This is a genomic window from Methylobacillus arboreus, assembly GCF_020532725.1.
Taxonomy (GTDB): domain Bacteria; phylum Pseudomonadota; class Gammaproteobacteria; order Burkholderiales; family Methylophilaceae; genus Methylobacillus; species Methylobacillus arboreus.
In genome coordinates, this window is record NZ_JAJAVC010000003.1 from 823928 (window position 1) to 847159 (window position 23232).

Sequence of the window (23232 nt, forward strand, 5' to 3'; positions counted from 1 at the left end):
ATGCTCCCGGTCACACTGGGAGCAGACAATATTCACCAGGTATTGCCACAGGATGTCATCCAGCAGGCGCAGGGCCTGGATACCTTTATTGTCGAGAATGAGAAAACGGCACGCCGCTTCCTGGGTCTGATCAAGACCGCCAAGCCGGTACGCGAACTGACCTTGTTGACGCTGAACGAACACACCACCGATGCGGAACTGCCTGCCCTGCTGGCTCCACTGCTGGCAGGCAAAGATGTCGGCCTGATGTCCGAAGCTGGCTGCCCTGGCATCGCCGACCCAGGAGCGCGCCTGGCGGCATTGGCCCACAGAAAAAACATACGTGTCGCCCCCCTGGTCGGCCCTTCGTCGATATTGCTTGCGCTCATGGGCTCTGGTTTCAATGGCCAGCGCTTTACTTTTCTGGGTTACATCCCCAGCGACAAGCAGGCCCGGATCCAGAAACTCAAAGAGATCGAGCGTCATTCAAGACAACATCAAGAAACGCAGATTTTTATCGAGACGCCTTACCGCAACCAACACTTGCTGGAGGATATACTTGTCCATTGCGCGGCGGAAACCCGGCTTTGCATTGCGCGCAACCTCAGCCTGCCCACCGAACTCATCATCAGCAAACCCATCAAGGACTGGACAAAGTCGGAATTACCTGAGCTGCACAAGCAACCCACGGTTTTCCTGCTGCTGGCGTAAGCTAAGAGGAAGACAGCCCTTAGATCAAGCCAAGCAGTTTTTTGACTGGTGCATAGCTGCGCCTGTGGATTTCGCAAACGCCATGCTCGGCAAGCAATTTGAGGTGATGCGCTGTGGGATAGCCCTTGTGCCTGGCAAAATCATATTGCGGGTAGCGTACATGCATTTCGACCATTTCCTTGTCGCGCGCGGTCTTGGCCAGGATGGAAGCCGCGGCAATCTCCTGCACCTTGCTGTCACCTTTAACGATGCCCTGTGCAGGAATTGCAATCCTCGGGCAATGCAGGCCATCGACCAGCACCTCTGTCGGTAGCACGGCCAGTTGCTCGATAGCCCGCTTCATCGCCAACAGGCTGGCCTGCAGGATATTAATCTCGTCGATTTCTGCCGCACTGCATGAAGCAATCGCCCAGGCCAGCGCATGCTGCTTGATCTCTATCGCCAGTGCATCGCGTTTCTTTTCGCTCAGGGTCTTGGAGTCGGCCAGCCCCATGATGGGACGCTCAGGGTCAAGTATCACAGCTGCTGCGTAGACTGCACCCGCCAACGGGCCTCTACCCGCCTCATCCACGCCACAGATAATCACGCGTCCGCTGCTCATTTGATAAACGACAGCACTGCCTGTGCCGCTCTTTCCTCGGTATTTTGTCGCAGGACTTCATGCATGCGGCGGAATTCGGCCTGAATCTCTGCCACCTGGGATTTGTCGTTAATCATCTGCAAAGTAGTCGCAGCCAGCTTTTCAGGCACTGCATCATGCTGCAGCAGTTCCGGCACGATGAAACGGCCAGCCAGGACATTGGGAAGCCCGACATAAGGCAAGTACTTCATGCGTTTCAATATCTGCCAGCTTAAATTCGGCATACGATAGGTAATGACCATGGGACGCTTGATCAACGCCGCTTCCAGCGTTGCCGTACCTGAAGCCACAATAACGGCATCCGCAGCCTCCATGGCCCGATGGGCATGTCCGAACATGATTTTCAGCGGCAAATCATGTGCTTCATTCTGGTACACGGCGCGCTCAAAAATCGCCCGTGTCTCGCGCGTAATCAACGGTACGAGAAAATGCGCATCAGGCCGCTGCGCGACAATGAGCTTTGCAGTCTTGATGTAAAGATCCGCAAGTTGCTGCACTTCGCTCTGGCGGCTGCCTGGCAGCATGGCAATGACCAGGCCATCTTGCGGCAGCTTGAGTTCTTCCCGGGCGCCCAAGGTATCAGGTTCCAGCGGCAGCATATCCGCCAGCGGATGCCCGACATACGATACGGGAACACCGGCCTGCTGGTAAATTTCCGGCTCGAATGGAAACAATGCGAGCATATGGGATACGGCCTGTTGGATTTTTTTTATCTTGCCCCGGCGCCAGGCCCAAATGGAAGGACTGACGTAATGAATGGTAGGAATGCCATTCTGCTTGAGCTTGCGTTCCAGCGTGAAATTGAAATCGGGCGCATCAATGCCGATGAAGACATCGGGCCGGTGTTGCAGAAAGTGTTGCGCTACCTGCTTGCGGATTTTGAGCAGGCCGGGCAAATGGCGCAAGACCTCGACATAGCCGCGCACGGAGAGCCTCTCCATCGGGAACAGCGTCTCAGCACCTTCGGCCATCATTTTCGGCCCCGCAATCCCAACAAACTTGAGATCAGGACGTTGCTTTTTCAGCGCCCGGATCAGGTGGCTGCCTAACAAATCACCAGAAGCCTCTCCGGCCACAATACCAATGGTCGGCATGATACACCTTGCTTCTAGCGGACGATGCCGCGGGTTGAATGGTTGAGAAACTCAACCAGGATATTGAGCTCCGGCGAGTTTTTCTGTTGCTCTGCCAGTTGCTGCTTGGCCTCATCCAGTGTTAAGCCGTTGCGGTACAGGGTTTTGTAGGCACGCTTGATCTGCAGGATATTGTCGGGAGAAAAGCCACGGCGCTTGAGGCCTTCTGAGTTGATGCCATGAGGCTTCGCATCATAGCCGGCTGCCGTCACATAAGGCGGAATATCCTTGAACACGACGGAGCCCACAGCAGTGATGACATGAGAGCCGATTTTGCAGAACTGGTGAATCAAGGTAAAACCGCCCAGGATGGCATGGTCGTGTACATCCACATGGCCCGCCAGGGAGGAGTTATTGGCAAAAATCGTATGGTTGCCCACCTCGCAATCATGCGCGATATGCACATAGGCCATGATCCAGTTGTGGCTACCGATCTTAGTCGTGCCCTTATCCTGCACCGTGCCGCGGTTGAAGGTACAGAACTCGCGGATGGTATTGCCGTCACCGATTTCAAGCAGGGTTGGCTCATCCTTGAACTTCTTGTCCTGCGGTACTTCACCCAAAGAGGAATACTGGAATATCTGGTTATTCTTGCCGATGATGGTCGGCCCCTTGATCACGACATGGCTTGCGACGCGAGTGCCTGCATCGATACGTACACCAGGGCCGATAATACTGAACGGGCCGACCTCGACGCTGGAGTCCAGTTCAGCCTTGGGATCGATAATCGCGGTGGGATGTATCCTGGGCTCCGCCATCAATCTATCGCCTTCAGGATACACATCATCTCGGCCTCAGCCACGACAGCACCATCCACCAGGGCTTCGCCCTTGTATTTCCAGATACCGCGCAATATGCGATCAATGCTGACCTTGAGAATGAGCTGGTCGCCAGGCGAAACCGGCTTCTTGAAGCGTACATTGTCCATGCCGGCAAAATAATACACCGACTTGTCATTGGGCTTGGTATCCATGGTCTTGAAGGACAGGATAGCCGCAGCCTGCGCCAGGGCCTCGACAATAAGCACCCCCGGCATCACGGGATGGTAGGGGAAATGGCCTGGAAAGAAAGGTTCATTGATCGTGACATTCTTGACGGCCACAATCTCTTTGTTCAACTCCAGCGAAAGCACACGATCCACCAATACAAAAGGATATCGGTGTGGCAGGTAATCCAGTATTTCATGAATATCCATGCTCGTAATAGCTTGTTCAGTCATGGCTTTTCTCGTTTCTCAACATCAATTTATTATTTCTCTCCCTGGGGAACCGGCGCTTGCATGGCAGACAACTGCTTTTCCAATTGTTTGACGCGCTCTGCAAGCTCTCCAAGTCGCCTGATCCCTGCCGCAGTCCTCAACCACTCCTCGTGACGCTGGAATGGCATCAGTGCAGTGTATGTATCCGCCTTGGTCAGCGAACGTGTAATCATACTCCCAGGCGATACGGTCACGCCATCCGCGATTTCAAGATGGCCCAGTATCATGGCAGCCCCGCCGATGCGGCAGTGGTTGCCAAGAACGGCACTTCCTGCAATACCGACACATCCCGCAATTACTGAATGCGCACCGATACGGCAGTTATGGCCAATCTGCACAAGATTGTCGATCTTGCAGCCTTGCTGGATGATGGTATCGTCAATCGCCCCGCGGTCTATGGTGGTATTCGCCCCAATATCCACATCGTTTTCAATGATCACACGGCCCACTTGCGGAATCTTTACCCAGCGGCCCTGTTCAGGCGCATAGCCAAAACCATCACCACCAATCACGCTGCCGGAGAATATATTGCAACGCTCACCAATGAAACAGTGATGGTAAATCGTGACATTGGCATGCAATACCGAATGCGCCCCGATCTCCACGTCATCACCGATGACACATCCCGGATGAATGACCACCTGCTCCCCCAATATGACATTGGCACCGATCACGGCATTCGCCATGATGGTACAGCTTGCAGGCACTTTTGCGCTCGGCGCTATGGTTGCCGTCTCAGCTACGCCAGCGACATATTGCAGTGCCGGGTTAAGCAAATCCGACACCTTGGCAAAATACGCATAGGGGTTATCCGTGAGAATACGTGGCAATACCGTGACATCACGGTTGTCTGGAGTCAATATGACCGCGCTTGCCTTTGTTGTAGAAAGCACGGATCGATATTTGGAATCGGTCAGGAAGCTGATCTGCCCTGCCTGGGCATTGGCAAGGGAAGCAACGCGAGAGATCAGGATATCATCCTGCCCCAGAACATCACCTCCCAGTCTGGATACGATCTCCCGCAGGGAATACGACGTACTCATTGAATGGCTATTGGCGGGCTTACTTCTTGCCCAGGGATTTCAATACCTTGTCGGTAATATCAATCTTCTTGTTGGCATAAGCAACGCCGCCATAAACCACCAGGTCATAGCCTTCAGCTTCAGACACGGCAGTCACAGCCTTGTTGATTCTGTCCTGCAACACACCCAATTCTTCATTCTTGCGCAGGTTCACGTCTTCACGCAGCTCACGCTGCTTGCGCTGAAACTCGATCTTGAGGTTTGAAGCATCACGCTCCTTGTTGCGGCGATCTGCCTCAGACATGGTCAAACTGTCTTTTTCCAGTGCGGTTTCCAAATCCCTGATCTGCTTTTGCAGCCGATCAAGCTCAGTAGTCCGCGGACCAAACTCCTTCTCCAGCTTCTTGCCACTTTCGGCAGTCTGCGGCGCTTCCTGCAGAATCTTGTCAACCTGCACATAGCCGATCTTCAATTCGGCAGCCTGAGTACTGACTGCAAAAGACAAAGCACTAGCGACCAACAGACTTTTCAACAACTTATTCAATTGACTTTCTCCTGATATTCAAGCTTTTGCTTCAATGATTTCAATTTAGACTTCGATTTGAATCAATGCATTATTCTAAACTACGTTAGAACTGCTGACCCATTTGGAATTGCAACATTTGCGTACGATCGCCGTCTTCCTTGTTGAGCGGCTTGGCCAATACCAGTTTGATCGGGCCAAATGGCGATAGCCAACTCACACCAATACCTGTCGAATAGCGGATATCTCCTAAGCTGGTGGAATAATTCCTCCCACTCTCATCAATACCATCGCCTGCAATAGAGCCGGCATCTACAAAGGCACTCAAGCGCAAGGCGTTGTTATCTTTCATACCTGGAATCGGGAAATACAGTTCAGCATTCGCAAGCATACGCTTGGTACCGCCCGCAGCAAAATCACGGTATCCAAGCCCTGTGGTATCGTAGATTCGTGGGCCAATCGAACTCTGTTCATAACCACGTACCGAGTTCACACCACCGGCATAGAAGTTTTTGAAGAATGGGAAATCCTTGTCACCATAGGTATTACCGTAGCCAAGTTCACCATTCAACATAAAGGTCACGTTCTTGCTAATATCTTTGTACCAAGCATGTTTGTACTCCAGTTTGTAGTATTGCAGATCCAACCCCGGCAAGCCGATTTCTGAACTGACCCGCTGCAATACACCTTTGTTCGGGAACATGATGTTATCGCGCGTATCATGTGTCCAGGCAAGATTGACAAACCATGAGCTATTGCTGCAACTATTGGCATCTTCAGAACTGCTGCAATAACGCCTGAACTGTGGAGGGCTATTGGTACTTAATTCAACATCCGTGTAGTCAAAAGTTAGACCAGCACTGATGAAGTCCCGTTCATTTAATGGCATGCCAAAGTTGACGCCCGCGCCAGTAGATGCAGTTTTATAGTCACCGGTACGCAGGTAAGTAGTATCCACCTTACGATGATAGACGTTGAAACCGCGACTCACACCATCCGGCGTAAAATAAGGATCGGTATAGGTCAATGAGTAAACCGTATTGATTCGGCCGGTATTGACCTGTGCGGCCACACGATTACCGGTACCGAGGAAGTTGTTCTGATTGACCGTCACCCCCAGCACCACGCCTTCGAAACTGGACAAACCGGCACCGAACATCACGCTACCGGTGGAGCGCTCTGTGACATTGATGTTGAGGTCGACCTGGTCTGTTGTGCCTGGCACAGCAGGCGTTTCCACGTTAACGTCAGAGAAGTACTGCAGGCGCTCAAGGCGCTGTTTGGAGCGCTCAATCTTGTCCGCACCATACCAGGCAGATTCAAGCTGGCGCATTTCGCGGCGCAGCACTTCATCACGGGTGCGCGTATTGCCGGTCAGGTTGATTCGGCGCACATACACCCGGCGGCCCGGATCAATGTAGAACGTGAATGCAACAGTATGCTTGTCCTTGTCCACCTCGGGAATGGCATTGACGTTGGAAAACGCATAGCCATCATTGCCCAGGCGATCATTAATCGCCTTGCTGGACTCAGTAACGCGCTGACGATTGAAAATTTCGCCTGGCGCCACTGAAATCAGGTTGCGTGCCTCTGTCTCAGAGATCAGCATTTCACCAGCCAGCTTAACATCTGTGATCGTGTACTTTTCACCCTCGGTGACATTGATAGTGATATAAATATCGCGCTTGTCTGGCGTGATGGATACCTGGGTTGAATCAATATTGAATTCAAGATAGCCCTGGTTCATGTAGAAAGAACGCAAGGTCTCGAGGTCAGCTGTCAGCTTCTGGCGGGAATACTGGTCATTCTTGTTCCACCAGGTCAGCCAGTTAGGCGTGGTAAGCGTGAGCTTTTCCAGCAGATCTTCCTGGGTAAAATCCTTGTTGCCTACAATATTGATATTACGGATCTTGGACACCGCCCCCTCTTCAATATCAAAACGCACTGCTACGCGGTTACGTTCCAGAGGCGTGACCGACGTCTTGACCGACGCGCTATATTTACCCTGAGACAAATACTGGCGCTTGATTTCCTGTTCTGCGCGATCAAGCATTGACTGGTCAAAGATCAGGCCTTCTGCAAGGCCGATCTGCTTCAAGCCTTCCGTCATCTTGTCGGTAGGGAAAGACTTGTTGCCATTGAAGACAAGCTGGGCAATAGCTGAGCGTTCCTGCACCATCACCACGAGGATGCCATTGTCGGACTCGATACGGACATCCTTGAAAAAGCCAGTGCCATACAAGGATTTGATCGCCTGCGTGGCTTTCTCTTCCGTCATCGTGTCACCGACACGCACGGGCAGATAATTGAAAACCGTACCTGCCTCGGTGCGTTGCAGGCCTTCAACGCGGATATCCTTGACCTCGAAAGGTTCCTGTGCCAATGCGGAAGTGGAATATATTGCCAGGATTAGTAGCGGGATATGTTTAAGCTTCATGCCAAACTTCATTAAGATCAACCTGTTATAAACCTGGTTATGTCGTTGTAAAAAGCAACTGCCATCAATAAAGCCAGTATTGCCAAACCAATACGCTGTCCCACTTCCATGGCGGCTTCAGAGACCGGACTGCCTTTGATAATCTCTATCGTATAATACAACAAATGCCCCCCATCCAACACTGGTACGGGCAAGAGATTAAGTACGCCTAAACTGATACTGATCAAGGCCAGAAAGCCGATAAACGACTTCCATCCGATATGCGCACTCTGACCAGCGTAACTGGCAATCGTCACCGGACCGCTCACTCCTTTCCATGAGGCTTCGCCAGTGACCATGCGCACAAGCATCTTGATGCTAAAGACAGATGTTTCCCAGGTTTTATCCACTGCACGGGTAAAAGATTGCAAAGGCCCATAACTTACCGTGACACTAAGCTTTTCTATAATGGCGTCGTCGATCTTATAGGCGGCACCAATCCGGCCAATCTGCTTACCATTTTCATCAACGGCTTCTGGCGTTACCACCGCATCCAACTCCTGGTCGCCACGCTTGATTCTCAATGTCAGTGGCTGGCCCGGCTGCTCGCGCACCAAATTGACAAACTGCTCCCATTCAGCGATTGGCTTGTCATTGACTGCAAGCACCTCGTCATTTGTTTGCAGCCCAGCCTTGGCAGCGGCGCTATCAGGCACGATATCGCCCAGGCGGGCGGGCATGGGCGGACGGTAAGGCGTCAGTCCAAGTTTGTCGAGAAAGTCGGACTCGAAATCTTCCTTTCCTATGCTGTCCAATCTGAGTGCAGTTTCATGCTCACCCTGCGTTTCATCCGTCACCTTTACAGCGACCACTGGCGACCTGATCGCCTCTTGCAACAATATCCAGCGCACATCAGTCCAGCTTGCCACCGGCTCACCTGCAACCGAGGTAATCAAGTCATGGCTTCGCAGTCCTGCCGCTGCGGCAGGCGTTTGGGCAGGTACCTCGCCAATTAAGGGTTTCATGCCCGGCACGCCTTGCATGAACAATATCCAATACAGGAAGATGGCGAGTAGTAAATTGGCAGCAGGGCCAGCAGATACAATGGCAATCCGCTTCCAGACCGATTGCCGGTTGAAAGCGCGCGCAAGCTCAGTTTCACTCAGACTGCCGGGCATTACCTGCTCACGCTCATCCAGCATTTTGACGTATCCGCCAAACGGCAAAGCCGAGATGACGAACTCTGTCTTGTCCGCCCCAAACGTCCGCCTGAAAATAGGCTTGCCAAAACCGAGCGAAAAACGCAATACCTTGACATTACACCAGCGCGCCACCTGGAAATGGCCATACTCATGCACGGCAATCAGGATGCCCAGAGTGACAAGAAAAGCTAATAAGGTCAGCATGCTTCCAGCTGTCTCCATTCCATTGCATGGGCACGCGCCAATGTATCCACCTCGATCAATTGTGCAATCGATGTCACAGGGGCAATGCTCATTGATGTCAATACGGATTCGATCAAGCGTGGAATATCCTGAAAACCAATGTTTCCCTTCAGGAAAGCATCTACAGCAACCTCATTGGCTGCATTGAGAATGGCAGGCGCAGTGCCACCCTGCCTCAAGGCATCGAATGCCAACCGCAAACAGGGGAAACGGACAGTGTCAGGTGTCTCGAAATCAAGCCGTCCTACCTTGAACAAATCCAGGGTACTGACTCCGGCCTCCAGCCTATCAGGATATCCAAGGCCGTAGGCAATCGGGGTCCGCATATCCGGGTTGCCCATCTGCGCCAGTACGGAACCGTCAATATACTCCACCATGGAATGAATGACGCTTTGCGGATGCACCACGACTTCGATTTTTTCTGCTGGCGCGTTGAACAACCAATGCGCCTCAATTACTTCCAGCCCCTTATTCATGAGGGTAGCAGAATCAATAGTGATTTTAGGCCCCATGACCCAATTGGGATGGTTCAATGCCTGTGCCGGGGTAACAGCCATCAGTTCAGCCGCACTTGCCTTGCGGAAAGGTCCCCCTGAAGCAGTCAGCAGGATGCGCTTTACGCCGCCATCCTCAAGCGCTGCCAAGCGCGCTGGCGGCATCACCTGGAATATGGCGTTATGCTCACTATCGATTGGCAACAGGGTGGCTCCTCCCTCCGCCACTGCCTGCATGAAGAGGCTGCCTGCCATGACCAGCGTTTCCTTATTTGCCAGGAGAATACGCTTACCGGCATAGGCCGCAGCAATTGCAGGTTTAAGTCCCGCAGCGCCAACGATGGCTGCCATGACCACATCCACTTCAGCATGCGCTGCCACTTCTTCCAGAGCCTCAAGGCCAGAAAGTACCTGCGTCTCTGAGCCTTGCAGCTTTTGTTGCAGCTTTTCCGCCGCATGCTCATCGAGCATGACGGCATAACGCGGCCGATATTGCCGGCACAGTTGAGCCAGCTCATCCACCCGGGAATTGGCGGTAAGCGCGAATACGCGATAGCGATCGGAATGGCGCGCAATCACATCCAGGGTATTAAGGCCTATCGTACCGGTCGCACCTAGGATGGTGACATTTTGTAGCATGGGCATGGTCACGCGGAATGCATCCACGCTTGATAATAAAGGGGTAGATGCAGGAAAAGCGCCGCCAATGGCAGGCTGGAAGTCAATCCATCCACCCGGTCAAGAACGCCGCCATGGCCGGGAAGCAAATTACCGCTATCTTTCACGCCTGCCTGGCGCTTGATCAGGGACTCAAGCAAATCTCCCACGATGCTGAATACCGTCAATACCCAGAACCCCACAATCAACAACAGGTTGAGGTTAAAGGCAAAGCAGAGCGCCAGCCCATAAAGACTCACCACAATCAGTGCGCCGGCTACGCCCTCCCAGGTTTTTCCGGGGCTGATATGCACAGCAAGCTTGTGCTTGCCAAAACGCTTACCGGCAAAATAGGCGGCACTATCCGCAATCCAGACCACCAACATAATGGCCAGCAGCAGCCATGGGTTGATTGCACGCAGGCTCACCAAGGCCAGCCATAATGGAAAGATGATCAACCAGCCAGCCAGCATCAGAAGATAAGGGCTGCGGATATGGGCGCGCGTCAATAGCCAGACTGGCACCAGGATGATCCAGAAGGCTGCAGCGATGGGCAAGCCCCAATAAAGCGCATACTCCTGCATGAAGGCATTTTCAGGGCCATGCCAGAATGTAAGAAAGACGCCAGCAACCACTGTTGCAGCGATATATAGATATCGAACAGCCACCTTAAACCTGGCCATGTATGACCACTCCCACAATCCAATCAAAGCCCCTGCCAGCATCAAAAGCGACCAGTAAGGCTCAGGCAGCAGGAATAACGCTGCCAGGAATGCAGGAATCAGGATAGCAGCCGTCAGCAAGCGAGTCTTCAACATATCAGTCGGCAATCAGTTGTTCGCTTGTACGGCCAAAGCGACGCTCACGTTGCTGATAGGATTCAATCGCGCGCTTGAATTCTGCCTCGTCAAAATCCGGCCACAAGGTATCGGTGAAATAAAGCTCACTATAGGCAAGCTGCCATAGCAGAAAATTACTGATACGCTGCTCGCCACCGGTACGGATGAATAGATCAGGCTCTGGTGCGTAATGCATGCTGAGGTAAGCCGAAAGGTCTTCCTCGGTAAAACTGTCAGTGATTGCAGGGTTATCTGCCAGCAGGCGCTTGACTGCCTGCATAATGTCCCAGCGGCCGCCATAGTTGGCCGCTATCGTCAGCGTCAGGCCATCATTGCCTGCTGTCTGCGTTTCGGCTTCGGCAATTTTGGCGACAAGTGCAGGCTCGAAACGGGAACAATCCCCAATCATGCGCAAGCGGATATTGTTCTCGGCAAGTTTGCCCACTTCCTGCTGCAAGGCTTCCATGAACAAGCCCATCAAGAAACTGACCTCATCAGCCGGTCGGCGCCAGTTTTCACTGCTGAATGCAAACAGGGTGAGGTATTTCACGCCACTGTTGGCGCAAAGGCGCACGACTTCGCGCACAATCTCAACACCGCGCTTATGCCCTGCAACACGGGGCAGAAAGCGCTTTTTGGCCCAGCGGCCATTGCCATCCATGATCACGGCAATGTGCTGGGGAATATCACCCGTTACCGGGATAGTTTGGGTGGAGCTGGAAAAAAGTGCCACTCAATGCTCCGTGGGATAATAACAATTAAAAACCAATGGCTGCCGCACAAGAACTGCTGCGATTAAACAGCCAGCAACTCGGTTTCTTTGGTTTGCAGCAACTTGTCAATTTCTGCCACATATTTATCTGTAAGCTTCTGCACCTCATCCTGTGCACGACGCTCATCATCCTCACTGATTTCCTTATCCTTCACCAGCTTTTTCAGTGCGTCATTGGCGTCGCGGCGCACATTACGTACCGCCACCTTGGCATTTTCACTTTCACTACGCACAACCTTGATCAGGTCACGCCTGCGCTCTTCGGTCAACATTGGCATGGGGACACGGATAACGTCACCATTGGTCGCTGGGTTCAGACCAAGGTCAGAATCGCGAATCGCCTTTTCCACCTTGGATATCATGGTTTTCTCATATGCCTGCACATTGAGAGTGCGCGCGTCACCAAGGCTCACGTTGGCAACCTGGTTGATTGCCACCAATGAACCATAATATTCAACCATGACGTGATCAAGCAAACCGGTATGTGCACGTCCAGTGCGTACCTTGCTCAAGTCAGTCTTCAATGCCTCAATGGACTTCTGCATTTTTTGATCTGCAGTATTTTTTACGTCTTGTATCATGATTTCTCCTGCCTAACTACGTGTACTGGGCGTTACGGTAGAACGCGGGTTCCCTCGTCTTCACCCATCACTACCCGCTTCAGCGCTCCTTGGCGGAAAATGCTGAATACGGAGATCGGTAATTTCTGGTCGCGACACAGTGTCAGCGCTGTCGCATCCATGACCTTCAGATTCTTGATAATGGCTTCGTCAAACGTGATGGTTTTGTAGCGCATGGCTTCAGGATTACGCTTGGGATCATCCGTATAGACACCATCTACCTTGGTGGCCTTGAGCACGATATCTGCATTGATCTCCATGCCACGCAAGGCCGCTGCAGTATCAGTGGTAAAGAATGGATTGCCGGTACCTGCGCCAAAAATGACCACACGGCCTTCTTCAAGGTAACGGATTGCCTTGCCGCGAATATAAGGCTCGGCCACCTGCTCGATATTCAGGGCTGACTGAACGCGGCTTACCAGCCCTATTTGGCGCATGGCGTCCTGCAGGGCCAGTGCATTCATTACTGTGGCCAGCATGCCCATGTAATCAGCAGTTGCACGATCCATGCCTTCGGCTGCCGGTGCCACGCCGCGGAAAATATTGCCGCCGCCAATCACCACTGCCACTTCCACGCCGAGATCAACCACTTCCTTGACCTCTTCCACAATCCGGAAAATGGTCGCTCGGTTGATTCCGTAGCTGTCATCGCCCATCAGGGCTTCGCCAGAGAGTTTCAATAAAATGCGCTTATAGGCGGGAGTGCTCATGGGGCTCCTTATTGTTATGCAAATTGTGCGAAACGTGAACCATCCTGAGCGCAGAGTGATTCACGTTCGTTTTATTTCAGGCTGGTCGCAGGCATCGCGACCATTAGTTTACACCTTTGCTGCGGCAGCAACTTCAGCAGCAAAATCGGTCACTACCTTTTCAATGCCCTCACCCACCACATAAATGGTGAAAGAAGCGATGCTGGCATTGTTGGCCTTGAGCAGTTGCTCAATGGTTTGCTTGTCGTCCTTGACGAAAGGCTGGCTCAGCAAAGTCACTTCCTTGAGGAACTTCTGTACAGTCCCTTCGGCAATTTTTTCCAGCATGGCTTCCGGCTTGCCGGCTTCCTTGGCCTTCTCAATGGCAACACGGCGCTCGGCATCAAGCAGCTCCGCTGCAATGCCGCTGGCATCCAGGGACTTAGGCTTGGCAGCAGCAATATGCATGGCAATATCCTTGCCCAGTGCCTCATCACCACCCACCAGATCCAGCAATACACCAATCTTGCCGCCATGAACATAGCTCACCAGCTTGCCCTTGGCTTCAGCCACGACAAAGCGGCGCAGGGTAATATTTTCACCAATTTTGCCGACCAGTTGGGTGCGGACATCTTCAACGCTGCCGCCTTCAATCTTGAGTGCGGACAAAGCAGCCACATCAGCTGGCTTCTCACTGGCAGCCGCATCGGCCACATGGCCCGTAAAGGCAAGGAAGTCCGCATTCTTGGCGCAGAAGTCAGTTTCAGAGTTGATTTCAACAATCGCACCCAGCTTGCCGTCTGCCTTGATACTGACAGCTACAACACCTTCAGCAGCTACACGGCCAGCAGCCTTGCTGGCCTTGTTACCAAAACGCACGCGCAGAATTTCTTCTGCACGAGCCAGATCACCCTCAGCTTCTGTCAGCGCCTTTTTGCAGTCCATCATGGGCGCATCTGTGCGCTCACGCAATTCCTTGACCATACTTGCGGTAATTTCAGCCATTGCTTTACTCCTTGAACATTGTTTTTGTGGCATTTAGCCAGGTTTCATCTAACCAAATTCGGATACAAAAAAAAAGGGGGCCAAAGCCCCCTTGTAACAGGGTCTTACTCTGCCGCAGCTTCTTCAACCTCGACAAATTCTTCTTCAGACACTGCCTTGACTATTTCATTGATGCTATGGCTACGACCTTCCAGTACAGCGTCGGCAATACCGCGAGCATAGAGGCGAATAGCACGACTGGAGTCATCGTTACCAGGGATAACGTAAGCAACGCCATCAGGTGAGTTGTTGGTATCGACCACGCCGATCACGGGAATACCAAGCTTGGCTGCCTCAGTGACCGCACCACTTTCATGACCTACGTCAATAATGAAAATGGCATCTGGCAGACCGCCCATTTCCTTGATACCGCCGATGGAGCGCTCAAGCTTTTCAATTTCGCGCTTATAGCCCAGGGCTTCCTTCTTGCCGAATCTCTCGATGCCGCCGTCTTGCAACAGGGCTTCGTACTCATTCAGGCGCTTGATGGATTGCTTGACAGTCTTGAAGTTGGTCAGCATGCCGCCCAACCAACGGTGGTTTACATAGGCGCAATTAGCACGTTGTGCCTCTTCCTTGACGATTTCACGCGCTTGACGCTTGGTGCCAACGAACAGGATACGGCCCTTGTTTGCTGCCAGCTGACGCACATACTTCAGTGCATCTTCAAACAGCGGCAGGGTTTTTTCCAGGTTGACGATATGAATCTTGTTGCGGTCACCAAAGATGTACTGAGCCATCTTGGGGTTCCAGTAGCGGGTCTGGTGGCCGAAGTGGACACCGGCTTCCAGCATTTGACGCATGGTAACGGACATAATAATTCTCCAGTAAGGGTTATTGCTTCCATACGCCCAACAACATCCACATTAAAGCGGACACCCTGTACGGGGCGTATGTGCAGATTTACAGCCAGCCAAACAGACCAGCTGCAGGATTTACGTTTGAGCGAGCATACTCCTGCCAAACGGGTGCGGTATGCTACCATAAGCAGTTGTACGAACTCAAGGAAAACCTGGGCGCAAGCCTTGCAATACAATGGCAATCAACATCAAGACTGAAAAAGATATCGAAAAAATGCGCGTGGCCTGCAAATTGGCTGCCGAGGTGCTGGATTTTATCACGCCTCACATCAAGCCGGGCGTCACCACAGGCAAGCTGGATGCGCTTTGCCACGACTACATGGTCAATGTGCAAAAGACCATCCCCGCCCCGCTCAATTATGCACCGCATGGACACACGCCCTATCCCAAATCGATCTGCACCTCGGTCAACCACCAAATATGCCACGGCATCCCGGGTGACAAGGTGCTCAAGAACGGCGACACGCTCAATATTGATGTGACGGTCATCAAGGATGGCTATTACGGCGACACCAGTCGCATGTTCCATGTCGGCGATATTTCAATCCAGGCCAGACGCTTGTCCGACATTACCTACGATTGCATGTGGATAGGCATCAACCAGGTTAAGCCAGGCGCAACACTGGGCGACATTGGCCATGCAATCCAGACCTACGCCGAAAAGCATGGCTTCAGCGTGGTGCGCGAGTTTTGCGGCCATGGCATCGGCAAGAACTTCCATGAGGACCCGCAAGTGCTGCATTACGGACAACCTGGCAAGGGAGCCGTATTGAAGCCCGGCATGATCTTCACCATAGAGCCCATGATCAATGCGGGCAAACGCGATATCAAACAACTGGGCGATGGCTGGACCATCGTCACCAAGGATCACAGCCTTTCCGCGCAGTGGGAGCACACCATATTGGTCACGGAGAACGGCTACGAAGTACTGACTGTTTCTGCAGGCACCCCACCCGCGCCAACTTTTATCAAAAACTAGCATGCAGCAGCCAACCCCTCGCGGACACGAACCCCTTGCACGCCAGTGGCGCCAGGAACTACAAGCCCAGCAGGAAACATTAAGACAGGCATTTGAGCAAAAGCCCAATGTCAGCCGTTTGCTGCAATCCCAGTCAACGGTGACTGACCATATCCTGCGGGCCTTGTGGCAAGAGTTTGAACTGAATACCCAAGCCTGCCTGATTGCCGTCGGGGGCTATGGCCGCGGCGAGCTGTTTCCTTACTCCGATGTCGATATCCTCATTCTGCTGGCTGACAATGTCACAGCAACGACTAACCGCAAGATTGAGGAACTGATCGGGGTGCTCTGGGACACTGGCCTTGCCATCGGGCATAGCGTACGCACCCTCACCGAATGTATTGACGAGGCGCAGCGCGATGTGACCGTGCAGACCAACCTGCTTGAAGCCCGTTATCTTGACGGTAGCACACTACTCTACAGCGCCTTTGCACAAAACATGGCATCCGCCATGGATGTTGCGGCATTCTTTGAAGCCAAGGTGGAAGAACAACACCAGCGCCATGCCCGCTTCAACGATACAGCCTACAACCTTGAGCCCAACATCAAGGAGAGTCCTGGCGGACTGCGCGACCTGCAAACGATCATCTGGATTGCCCGCGCACTCAATCTTGGCAGCAATTGGCGTGAGCTGGTAAAGAATCGCGTCATGTCCAAGCAAGCGGCCCAGCAAGTGCGCCGTCACGAGCGCAACCTGCAGATGCTGCGTACACGCCTTCACTTCCTGGCCCACCGCCGTGAAGACCGGCTGCTTTTCGACTTTCAGAACGAGCTCGCATCACAGCTCGGACTAGTCACCACCAAACGCAAACGCGCCAGCGAGCAGCTGATGCACAGCTTTTACCAAAGTGCCAAGTTCGTCGGCCTGATCAACGAAATCGTGCTGCAAGTGCTACGCGAGCGTATCTATCCGCAACAACACACGGTGGTAAGCCTCAACAACCGCTTTGAGGCAGTCAATGGCTTACTGGAGACCAAGAGTCCGACACTGCTTTACGACGACCCCTCAGCCATCCTGGAAAGCTTTCTGACACTGCAACAACATCCAGAACTCAAGGGCATGGGTGCCGAACTCCTGCGCGCGCTGCATCGAACCAAGAGCGAGATCACGCCACAATTCCGCAACAATCCAAAGAACAAGATGCTGTTCATGCAAATACTGCAGCAGACTCGCGGCATCACGCGCACCTTGAAACGCATGAACCGCTACGGTGTCCTGGGTCGTTATATGCCAGCTTTTGGACGCGTATCAGGCCAAATGCAGCATGACTTGTTCCATGTCTATACCGTCGATGAGCATATTCTCAATGTGCTCGCCAACCTGCGGCGTTTTGCCCATCCAGAGCTGACCCATGAATTCCCGCTTTGCAGTCGCTTATTCAAGGAGTTTGCCAAACCACAACTCTTGTATCTCGGCGCCTTGTTTCATGATATTGCCAAAGGACGCGGCGGAGACCATTCCACCCTAGGGGCCGTCGATGCCCGACGTTTCTGCAAGCAACATGATCTGCCACGAGAAGATGGCGAGCTGGTCGCCTGGCTGGTTGAGGCCCATCTGGTCATGTCCAGCACAGCGCAGAAATCCGACCTTTCCGATCCTGCAGTCGTCGAGAAATTTGCGCGTTATGTAGGCAGCGAACAGCGCCTGGTTGCGCTCTACCTCCTGACCGTAGCAGATATCCGTGGCACCAGCCCCAAGGTGTGGAACGCATGGAAAGCCACCCTGCTGGAAAACCTGTTCCGCGCCACGCAGCGCATATTGCGCGGCAGCAACCTGGATGAAGAACTCAATGCCCGCCAGCAGCAGGCCAAGGAAATCCTGAGCTACTACGGCGTCATTGAGCAAGCCTATCAACCCTTGTGGCAGCAACTGGGGCCAGCCTACTTCCTGCGCCACGAAGCGCAGCTTATCGCCTGGAATACCCGCCTGCTACTCACCCACATCAACACGCAAGCACCCATCGTGCGCGCAAGGCTGAGCCCGGCAGGCGATGGCATTCAAACCATGATCTACATGCCCGACCACGCCGATATCTTTGTCCGCATCTGCAGCTTTTTCGGCCGCCTGGGATACAGCATTGTCGAAGCCAAGGTATACACCACTCAACACGGCTATGCACTTGATAATTTTCTAGTGCTTGATCAATCAGATAAAAAGATAAGCTATCGTGATTTATTAAGTTTTATTGAATATGAATTAACGCAAAAACTGACAAGCCAGGCTCCACCGGACGCCCCAGTGCAAGGCCGCATCAGCCGTCAAGTAAAGCACATGCCAATCAAGCCGGAACTCCTGCTTGAACAAGAAACCGCAAGCAATAACACCATATTGGATATTGCCACTAACGACAGGCCCGGCCTGCTTTCTCGGATCGCCCATGTATTACAACAACATCACATCCGTCTGCATACTGCAAAAATCAATACATTGGGCAACCGTGCGGAGGACACCTTCCTAATTTCCGATCAATCCGGGCAACGGTTAAGCCTGGAAACCCTGACACAATTGGATACAGCACTGCGTAAACAGCTTTAATTCCATAACTCATACCCAATAAAAAAGCCCCATCTATGTGATGGGGCTTTTTACTTCACGATCTTAGCAATTAACCGTGTTTGTAGTGCTTGCGCAGCGGCTTAACCACTTCCCAGCTGCTTTCCAGACCAACTGGGAACACAACCAGGTCGCCAGGAACTATACGCACAGGCTCGCCACCCTTAGGGGTTACCAGGATTTCACCTTCCAGAACGTATGCAGTTTCCTTGATACCGAAATCCAATGGGAACTTGGAAACTTCCTTTTCCCAGATAGACCAGTTTGCAACACCCAATTGCTTCAGCTTCTCTTCACTTGGGTTGTGTTCAATAATAATTTGGCTCATTTACAGTCCTTGATTAATCCGATTCATTAAAAGCTAATAGCCGGAGCTCCGGCATGAGCAAGATTCTAGCATGCTACCCGCCATCAGCATAACTCGCTAATGTGAGATGTTGTTGTATCCGAACAAACATATTAAATCAGCTATACCTATTAATAAATTAATATTTCACTTTAAAAAATATACTTAACCAACTATTTATAAATAATTTTAAACTTCCCCAGTTTGCAATCTCCAAAGCTCTGCATAGACCCCTCCTGTGCTCAACAGCGTTTCATGACTGCCAGATTCCACTATCCGCCCATGATCCAGCACATAAATACAATCTGCATGACGTACTGTAGATAATCGGTGCGCAATAATAATGCTGGTGCGCCCGACCACGAGTTTATTCAGTGATCGCTGGATTGCAGCCTCTGTTTCGTTATCCACTGCAGAAGTTGCTTCATCCAGAATCAAGATGGGTGGATTCTTGAGAATGGCGCGTGCTAGTGCCAGGCGCTGGCGTTGTCCACCGGAAAGCTTCATGCCCCGTTCCCCCACTTCAGTGGCATAACCATCTGGCAAACGCTCGATGAACTCATGTGCTTCAGCGGCTTTTGCTGCAGCAACAATTGCGTCCATGCTGGCGTCGGGTTGTCCATAGGCAATATTCTCGGCAATGCTCGCATCGGTCAGGAAAGTATCTTGTGCTACATATCCGATCGCACGCCTTAATTGCTGCAAATCCAGGGAAGCAATATCGTTGCCATCTAGCAATATCTTGCCTTGCTGGGGATCATAAAACCGCAGTAGCAACTTGGTGATGGTGCTTTTGCCCCCTCCAGTAGCGCCAACTAGCGCAATTGTCTTCCCGGCTGGTATATGCAGCTTGAACTGATCCAATGCGGCTTGATTGTCCTGGGCATCATAAGCAAAGCGTATCCCGGAAAATTTGATATCGCCTTTCACTAATGAAATTGGCAATGCCTTTCCCCCATACTGGATCGCTAATGGCGTATCCAGGAGATTCATGACACGCTGAATGGAAGCCATGGAGCGCTGGTAGAGATCTGTCAACTCAGCCAAGCCAGTCAAGGGCCATAACAAACGCTGGGTAAGATATACCAAGGCAGAATAGCTCCCTACACCGAGCTCGCCATTCAGCGCCATAAAACCACCATAGAGCAAGGTCACCGTAAATCCAGCCAGGATGGCAATCCGGATCACAGGCGTAATGGCTGCCGATAGCATGATCGCTTCTGCATTTTTCTCGCGATAGACATTTGAAGCAGCGCGAATATGCCGCGCCTCAATCTCCTCCGAGGCATAAGCCTTTACCGTGGCAATGCCTTGCAGATTATTGTTCAGTCTAGCTGCAAGGGCGCCCGCTGCTGCCCTCACCGAGGTATAACGTGTCGCCAGTTTCGACTGGAACCAGAATGCGCCATACAGGATAAAGGGAACGGGAATCAAGGCAAGGAACGCCAGCTCCTTAGTAAGAATGAAAAATACCCCACCCACCAAGAACGAACCAAAAAAGACCTGGATCAAGCTATTGAAGCCTCCGTTAAAGAAGCGCTCCATCTGGTTGATATCCTCATTGAGAATAGCTAACAGGTTGCCGCTACGATTACGCTCAAAGTAGGCAAGCTCAAGCTGCTGCACATGCTTGTATGCCTCCATTCTCAGGTCGTGTTGCAGGTTCTGAGCAAGATTGCGCCAGCGCACATCATAAAGATACTGAAACAAAGACTCGCCGACCCAAATCACTACCGTGAGGATTGCAAGCAAGGCAAGCTGGTCACGCGGCTCTACGACACCAACACCCGCCAGGAAAGAGGTCTTTTGGTTGACAACAACATCGACCGCCATGCCAATCAAAATTTCGGGTAAAACATCAAAAATCTTGTTAAGCAAGGAATACAGGGAAGCAATCCATGCATCGCGTCGATATTGGCGAGCATAGATGAATAATCGTTTCAGGGGATGCATAAAATATCGATAGGAAAAATTGGATTTTAAATTTGGCTAAGCAACTACATGATGACTGCGGTTTTCTGTCTAATTAATATCACTACAAGAAATCACCATAAGTTTTCTGCAATTTCTTTTCAAATATATTGAATAAAAGTTTCTTACTCAAGTAAACCGACGCAACTGAATAAACATATAACAAACAACCATAACAGGTGACTATTCAGTATGATTAAATCAAGGTAGCGCTTCAGACGATGAAGCGCTACCTTGATTATTTTAATAGCCTGCATGCAACAGCACACTATAGGCTTATGAACGACCCAGATTTAGAATTAACCAGGAGGCCTCAACATGGCAACACTACGCTTGGGTGATACCGCACCCGACTTTACCCAGGATTCCAGCATCGGCACAATCTCATTCCATGAATGGCTAGGTGATAGCTGGGCCATTTTATTCTCTCATCCAGCCGACTATACCCCAGTATGCACAACAGAACTTGGCGCCACCGCAAAGCTGGCAAGCGAATTCAAGAAACGCAATATCAAACCAATTGCCCTTTCTGTAGATCCTGTTGACTCTCACAAGGGCTGGATCAGCGATATCAATGAAACCCAGAATACTGAAGTAAACTTCCCCATCATTGCTGATGCTGACCGCAAGGTATCAGAACTGTATGACTTGATTCATCCCAATGCTAGCACTACCGCCACTGTACGCTCTGTATTCATTATCGATCCGAAGAAAAAAATCCGCCTGACACTAACCTATCCCGCCAGTACCGGCCGCAACTTCAACGAAATCTTGCGCGTGATCGACTCCCTGCAACTGACCGAATATCACAGCGTAGCCACTCCTGCCAACTGGCAAGATGGGGATGACGTTGTCATCGTGCCATCAATTACCGACCCAGAAGTGCTCAAGCAAAAGTTCCCCAAGGGCTATAAAGCGGTAAAGCCCTACCTAAGGCTCACTCCACAGCCAAATAAATAAGGTAACTCTTAACGGAACCTGAATGGGCAATATCTGGAGCCGAAATAGTCTTGAGAATCTTTATCAGACCTAAACAAAAAGCCGCATAACCATAGGGTTATGCGGCTTTTTTAATATGCTGTACTTATTCGGCCTGAGTCAATACAGCAAGCTTGGTAATGCCAGCTCTTTCGATAGATGCCATCACCTTTGCAACCACTCCATAATTAACTGCCTCATCAGAGCTTAGATGCAAGACAAGTTCAGGATTAGCCGCCTGACGATTTTTCAGTTCTGCTTCCAATTGAGTAATTAGAAACTCTTGTTTATCAACATAAACCTTGCCCTCAGCATCCACACTCACTGTCACTGGTTTCTTTGGCTCTGGTGGCTGAGTAGCAGCTGTCTTCGGCAAATTCACCGTAATTGCATTGTTAAGTACAGGAATCGTCACGATAAAAGCAACTAGCAATACCAACATCACATCAACAAGAGGTGTAATGTTGATCTCACTTAATACTTCATCAGACTCAGTAGTAGAAGAGAATGCCATTATGCAAATGCCTCATTTTTTAGATTTACAACAGAAGAATTATTGTCTTGAGCTTGCTTGGAAGTAGCAGACTCAACTTGTTTATCTCCCGCAAAATTAACTTTACGGGACAATCGAATCAAATCTGCCGCAAAATCGTCAAGATCGCCATTAATCAGCTTCAAGCGACGAGTGAAAAAGTTAAAAGCCAAGACCGCAGGAACCGCTACAGCAATCCCTAAGCCAGTAGCTATGAGCGCCTCACCAATTGGCCCGGCAACAACTTCCAGGCTTGCAGAACCCAATGCGCCAATATTCGTTAAAGCATTCATGATGCCCCATACAGTGCCGAACAGACCGACAAATGGAGATGTACTGCCAATACTAGCCAATACAGCTAATCCACTATCAAGACTGCGGCGCTCTTTCAAAATTTGCTGACGCAAAGAGCGTTCAAGCAAATCCTGGCGATCCCCAGTATGTTCCAGATCATGGGAAGCATGGCTGTCAACATCATGAAGGGTATTGAAGCCAGCCTGGGCCACACGGGCAGCAGGACCGTCAACTTCAGCGATCTCGGCAGCAGCTAGAATATTAGGTGCGCTCCAAAAAGCTTTTTTATATTTCTTCGTTTGGCTAGCAGCTCTCCAGTGCTGAAAACCTTTAACAAGCAGCAAGGTCCAGGTTACGACAGAGAATGCAATCAAGATATATAGAACACTATCAACAATCAAAGAGTTGGAATTTTCAATATCAAACATAATTTTTCC

Annotated in this window: 23 protein-coding genes; 4 read left to right on the plus strand and 19 right to left on the minus strand. The window is 51.3% G+C overall.

Annotation, left to right across the window (positions count from 1 at the left end; genetic code table 11):
• On the plus strand, positions 1 to 690 hold the full coding sequence (locus LG198_RS03890) for an SAM-dependent methyltransferase (RefSeq protein ID WP_230341841.1): 690 nt from the start codon (positions 1 to 3) through the stop codon (positions 688 to 690).
• A 19-nt stretch (positions 691 to 709) separates the two neighbouring features.
• Here the strand turns inward: LG198_RS03890 and rnhB are convergent, their stop codons facing one another.
• From rnhB to rpsB, 15 genes are all read right to left on the minus strand, one after another.
• On the minus strand, positions 710 to 1291 hold the full coding sequence (gene rnhB / locus LG198_RS03895) for a ribonuclease HII (RefSeq protein ID WP_230341842.1): 582 nt from the start codon (positions 1289 to 1291) through the stop codon (positions 710 to 712).
• Positions 1288 to 2424, minus strand: coding sequence for a lipid-A-disaccharide synthase (gene lpxB / locus LG198_RS03900; RefSeq protein ID WP_230341843.1), 1137 nt, complete (start codon positions 2422 to 2424; stop codon positions 1288 to 1290). Before lpxB ends, rnhB begins: the two co-directional genes overlap by 4 nt.
• A gap of 14 nt (positions 2425 to 2438) precedes the next feature.
• Positions 2439 to 3221 (minus strand): acyl-ACP--UDP-N-acetylglucosamine O-acyltransferase, encoded by a 783-nt coding sequence (lpxA, locus tag LG198_RS03905; protein WP_230341844.1) that lies wholly within the window; start codon positions 3219 to 3221, stop codon positions 2439 to 2441.
• Positions 3221 to 3682, minus strand: a complete 462-nt coding sequence (gene fabZ / locus LG198_RS03910) for a 3-hydroxyacyl-ACP dehydratase FabZ (RefSeq protein WP_230341845.1) — start codon at positions 3680 to 3682, stop codon at positions 3221 to 3223. The genes lpxA and fabZ overlap by 1 nt, the downstream gene beginning before the upstream one ends.
• Positions 3683 to 3711: 29 nt before the next feature.
• A complete protein-coding gene (gene lpxD / locus LG198_RS03915) occupies positions 3712 to 4764 on the minus strand; it encodes a UDP-3-O-(3-hydroxymyristoyl)glucosamine N-acyltransferase (protein ID WP_230341846.1) in 1053 nt (350 codons plus the stop codon).
• A gap of 19 nt (positions 4765 to 4783) precedes the next feature.
• Positions 4784 to 5287, minus strand: a complete 504-nt coding sequence (locus LG198_RS03920; RefSeq protein ID WP_230341847.1) for an OmpH family outer membrane protein — start codon at positions 5285 to 5287, stop codon at positions 4784 to 4786.
• Positions 5288 to 5372: 85 nt separating this feature from the next.
• Positions 5373 to 7715 carry an outer membrane protein assembly factor BamA gene (bamA, locus tag LG198_RS03925; protein ID WP_230341848.1) on the minus strand — a complete coding sequence of 781 codons (2343 nt, stop codon included), beginning with the start codon at positions 7713 to 7715 and terminating at the stop codon, positions 5373 to 5375.
• Positions 7716 to 7720: 5 nt separating this feature from the next.
• Positions 7721 to 9088, minus strand: a complete 1368-nt coding sequence (gene rseP / locus LG198_RS03930) for an RIP metalloprotease RseP (protein ID WP_230341849.1) — start codon at positions 9086 to 9088, stop codon at positions 7721 to 7723.
• Positions 9082 to 10266, minus strand: coding sequence for a 1-deoxy-D-xylulose-5-phosphate reductoisomerase (ispC, locus tag LG198_RS03935; RefSeq protein WP_230341850.1), 1185 nt, complete (start codon positions 10264 to 10266; stop codon positions 9082 to 9084). The genes rseP and ispC overlap by 7 nt, the downstream gene beginning before the upstream one ends.
• A 2-nt stretch (positions 10267 to 10268) precedes the next feature.
• Positions 10269 to 11096 (minus strand): phosphatidate cytidylyltransferase, encoded by an 828-nt coding sequence (locus LG198_RS03940; RefSeq protein ID WP_230341851.1) that lies wholly within the window; start codon positions 11094 to 11096, stop codon positions 10269 to 10271.
• Between the two features lies 1 nt (position 11097).
• Positions 11098 to 11850, minus strand: coding sequence for an isoprenyl transferase (locus LG198_RS03945; RefSeq protein ID WP_230341852.1), 753 nt, complete (start codon positions 11848 to 11850; stop codon positions 11098 to 11100).
• Positions 11851 to 11912: 62 nt separating this feature from the next.
• Positions 11913 to 12470, minus strand: coding sequence for a ribosome recycling factor (frr, locus tag LG198_RS03950; protein WP_230341853.1), 558 nt, complete (start codon positions 12468 to 12470; stop codon positions 11913 to 11915).
• Positions 12471 to 12502: 32 nt separating this feature from the next.
• A complete protein-coding gene (gene pyrH / locus LG198_RS03955) occupies positions 12503 to 13219 on the minus strand; it encodes a UMP kinase (RefSeq protein WP_230341854.1) in 717 nt (238 codons plus the stop codon).
• A gap of 108 nt (positions 13220 to 13327) precedes the next feature.
• Positions 13328 to 14203, minus strand: a complete 876-nt coding sequence (tsf, locus tag LG198_RS03960) for a translation elongation factor Ts (RefSeq protein WP_230341855.1) — start codon at positions 14201 to 14203, stop codon at positions 13328 to 13330.
• A gap of 104 nt (positions 14204 to 14307) precedes the next feature.
• Complete coding sequence (gene rpsB, locus LG198_RS03965) at positions 14308 to 15057, minus strand: 30S ribosomal protein S2 (protein ID WP_230341856.1); 750 nt, start codon at positions 15055 to 15057, stop codon at positions 14308 to 14310.
• 220 nt (positions 15058 to 15277) lie between these two features.
• Here rpsB and map point away from each other — a divergent pair, with 220 nt between their 5' ends.
• Positions 15278 to 16081, plus strand: a complete 804-nt coding sequence (gene map, locus LG198_RS03970; protein WP_230341857.1) for a type I methionyl aminopeptidase — start codon at positions 15278 to 15280, stop codon at positions 16079 to 16081.
• A 1-nt stretch (position 16082) separates the two neighbouring features.
• Positions 16083 to 18656, plus strand: coding sequence for a [protein-PII] uridylyltransferase (locus LG198_RS03975; RefSeq protein WP_230341858.1), 2574 nt, complete (start codon positions 16083 to 16085; stop codon positions 18654 to 18656).
• 70 nt (positions 18657 to 18726) lie between these two features.
• On the opposite strand, the gene LG198_RS03980 is transcribed toward LG198_RS03975, so the two are convergent.
• Together LG198_RS03980 and LG198_RS03985 are read right to left on the minus strand one after the other, a co-directional pair.
• Entirely contained in the window at positions 18727 to 19002 is a 276-nt protein-coding gene (locus tag LG198_RS03980) for a cupin domain-containing protein (protein WP_230341859.1), read from the minus strand.
• A 207-nt stretch (positions 19003 to 19209) separates the two neighbouring features.
• A complete protein-coding gene (locus LG198_RS03985; RefSeq protein WP_268866770.1) occupies positions 19210 to 20973 on the minus strand; it encodes an ABC transporter ATP-binding protein in 1764 nt (587 codons plus the stop codon).
• A 336-nt stretch (positions 20974 to 21309) separates the two neighbouring features.
• Between LG198_RS03985 and LG198_RS03990 the strand changes: the two genes are divergently transcribed.
• Positions 21310 to 21951: a peroxiredoxin gene (locus LG198_RS03990; RefSeq protein WP_230341861.1), complete on the plus strand. Its 642-nt coding sequence runs from the start codon at positions 21310 to 21312 to the stop codon at positions 21949 to 21951.
• Between the two features lie 124 nt (positions 21952 to 22075).
• Here the strand turns inward: LG198_RS03990 and LG198_RS03995 are convergent, their stop codons facing one another.
• Complete coding sequence (locus LG198_RS03995) at positions 22076 to 22483, minus strand: ExbD/TolR family protein (RefSeq protein ID WP_230341862.1); 408 nt, start codon at positions 22481 to 22483, stop codon at positions 22076 to 22078.
• The gene (locus LG198_RS04000) at positions 22483 to 23223 is read right to left on the minus strand and encodes a MotA/TolQ/ExbB proton channel family protein (RefSeq protein ID WP_230341863.1); all 741 of its coding nucleotides are present in this window, start codon (positions 23221 to 23223) and stop codon (positions 22483 to 22485) included. The genes LG198_RS03995 and LG198_RS04000 overlap by 1 nt, the downstream gene beginning before the upstream one ends.
• Positions 23224 to 23232: the final 9 nt, after the last annotated feature.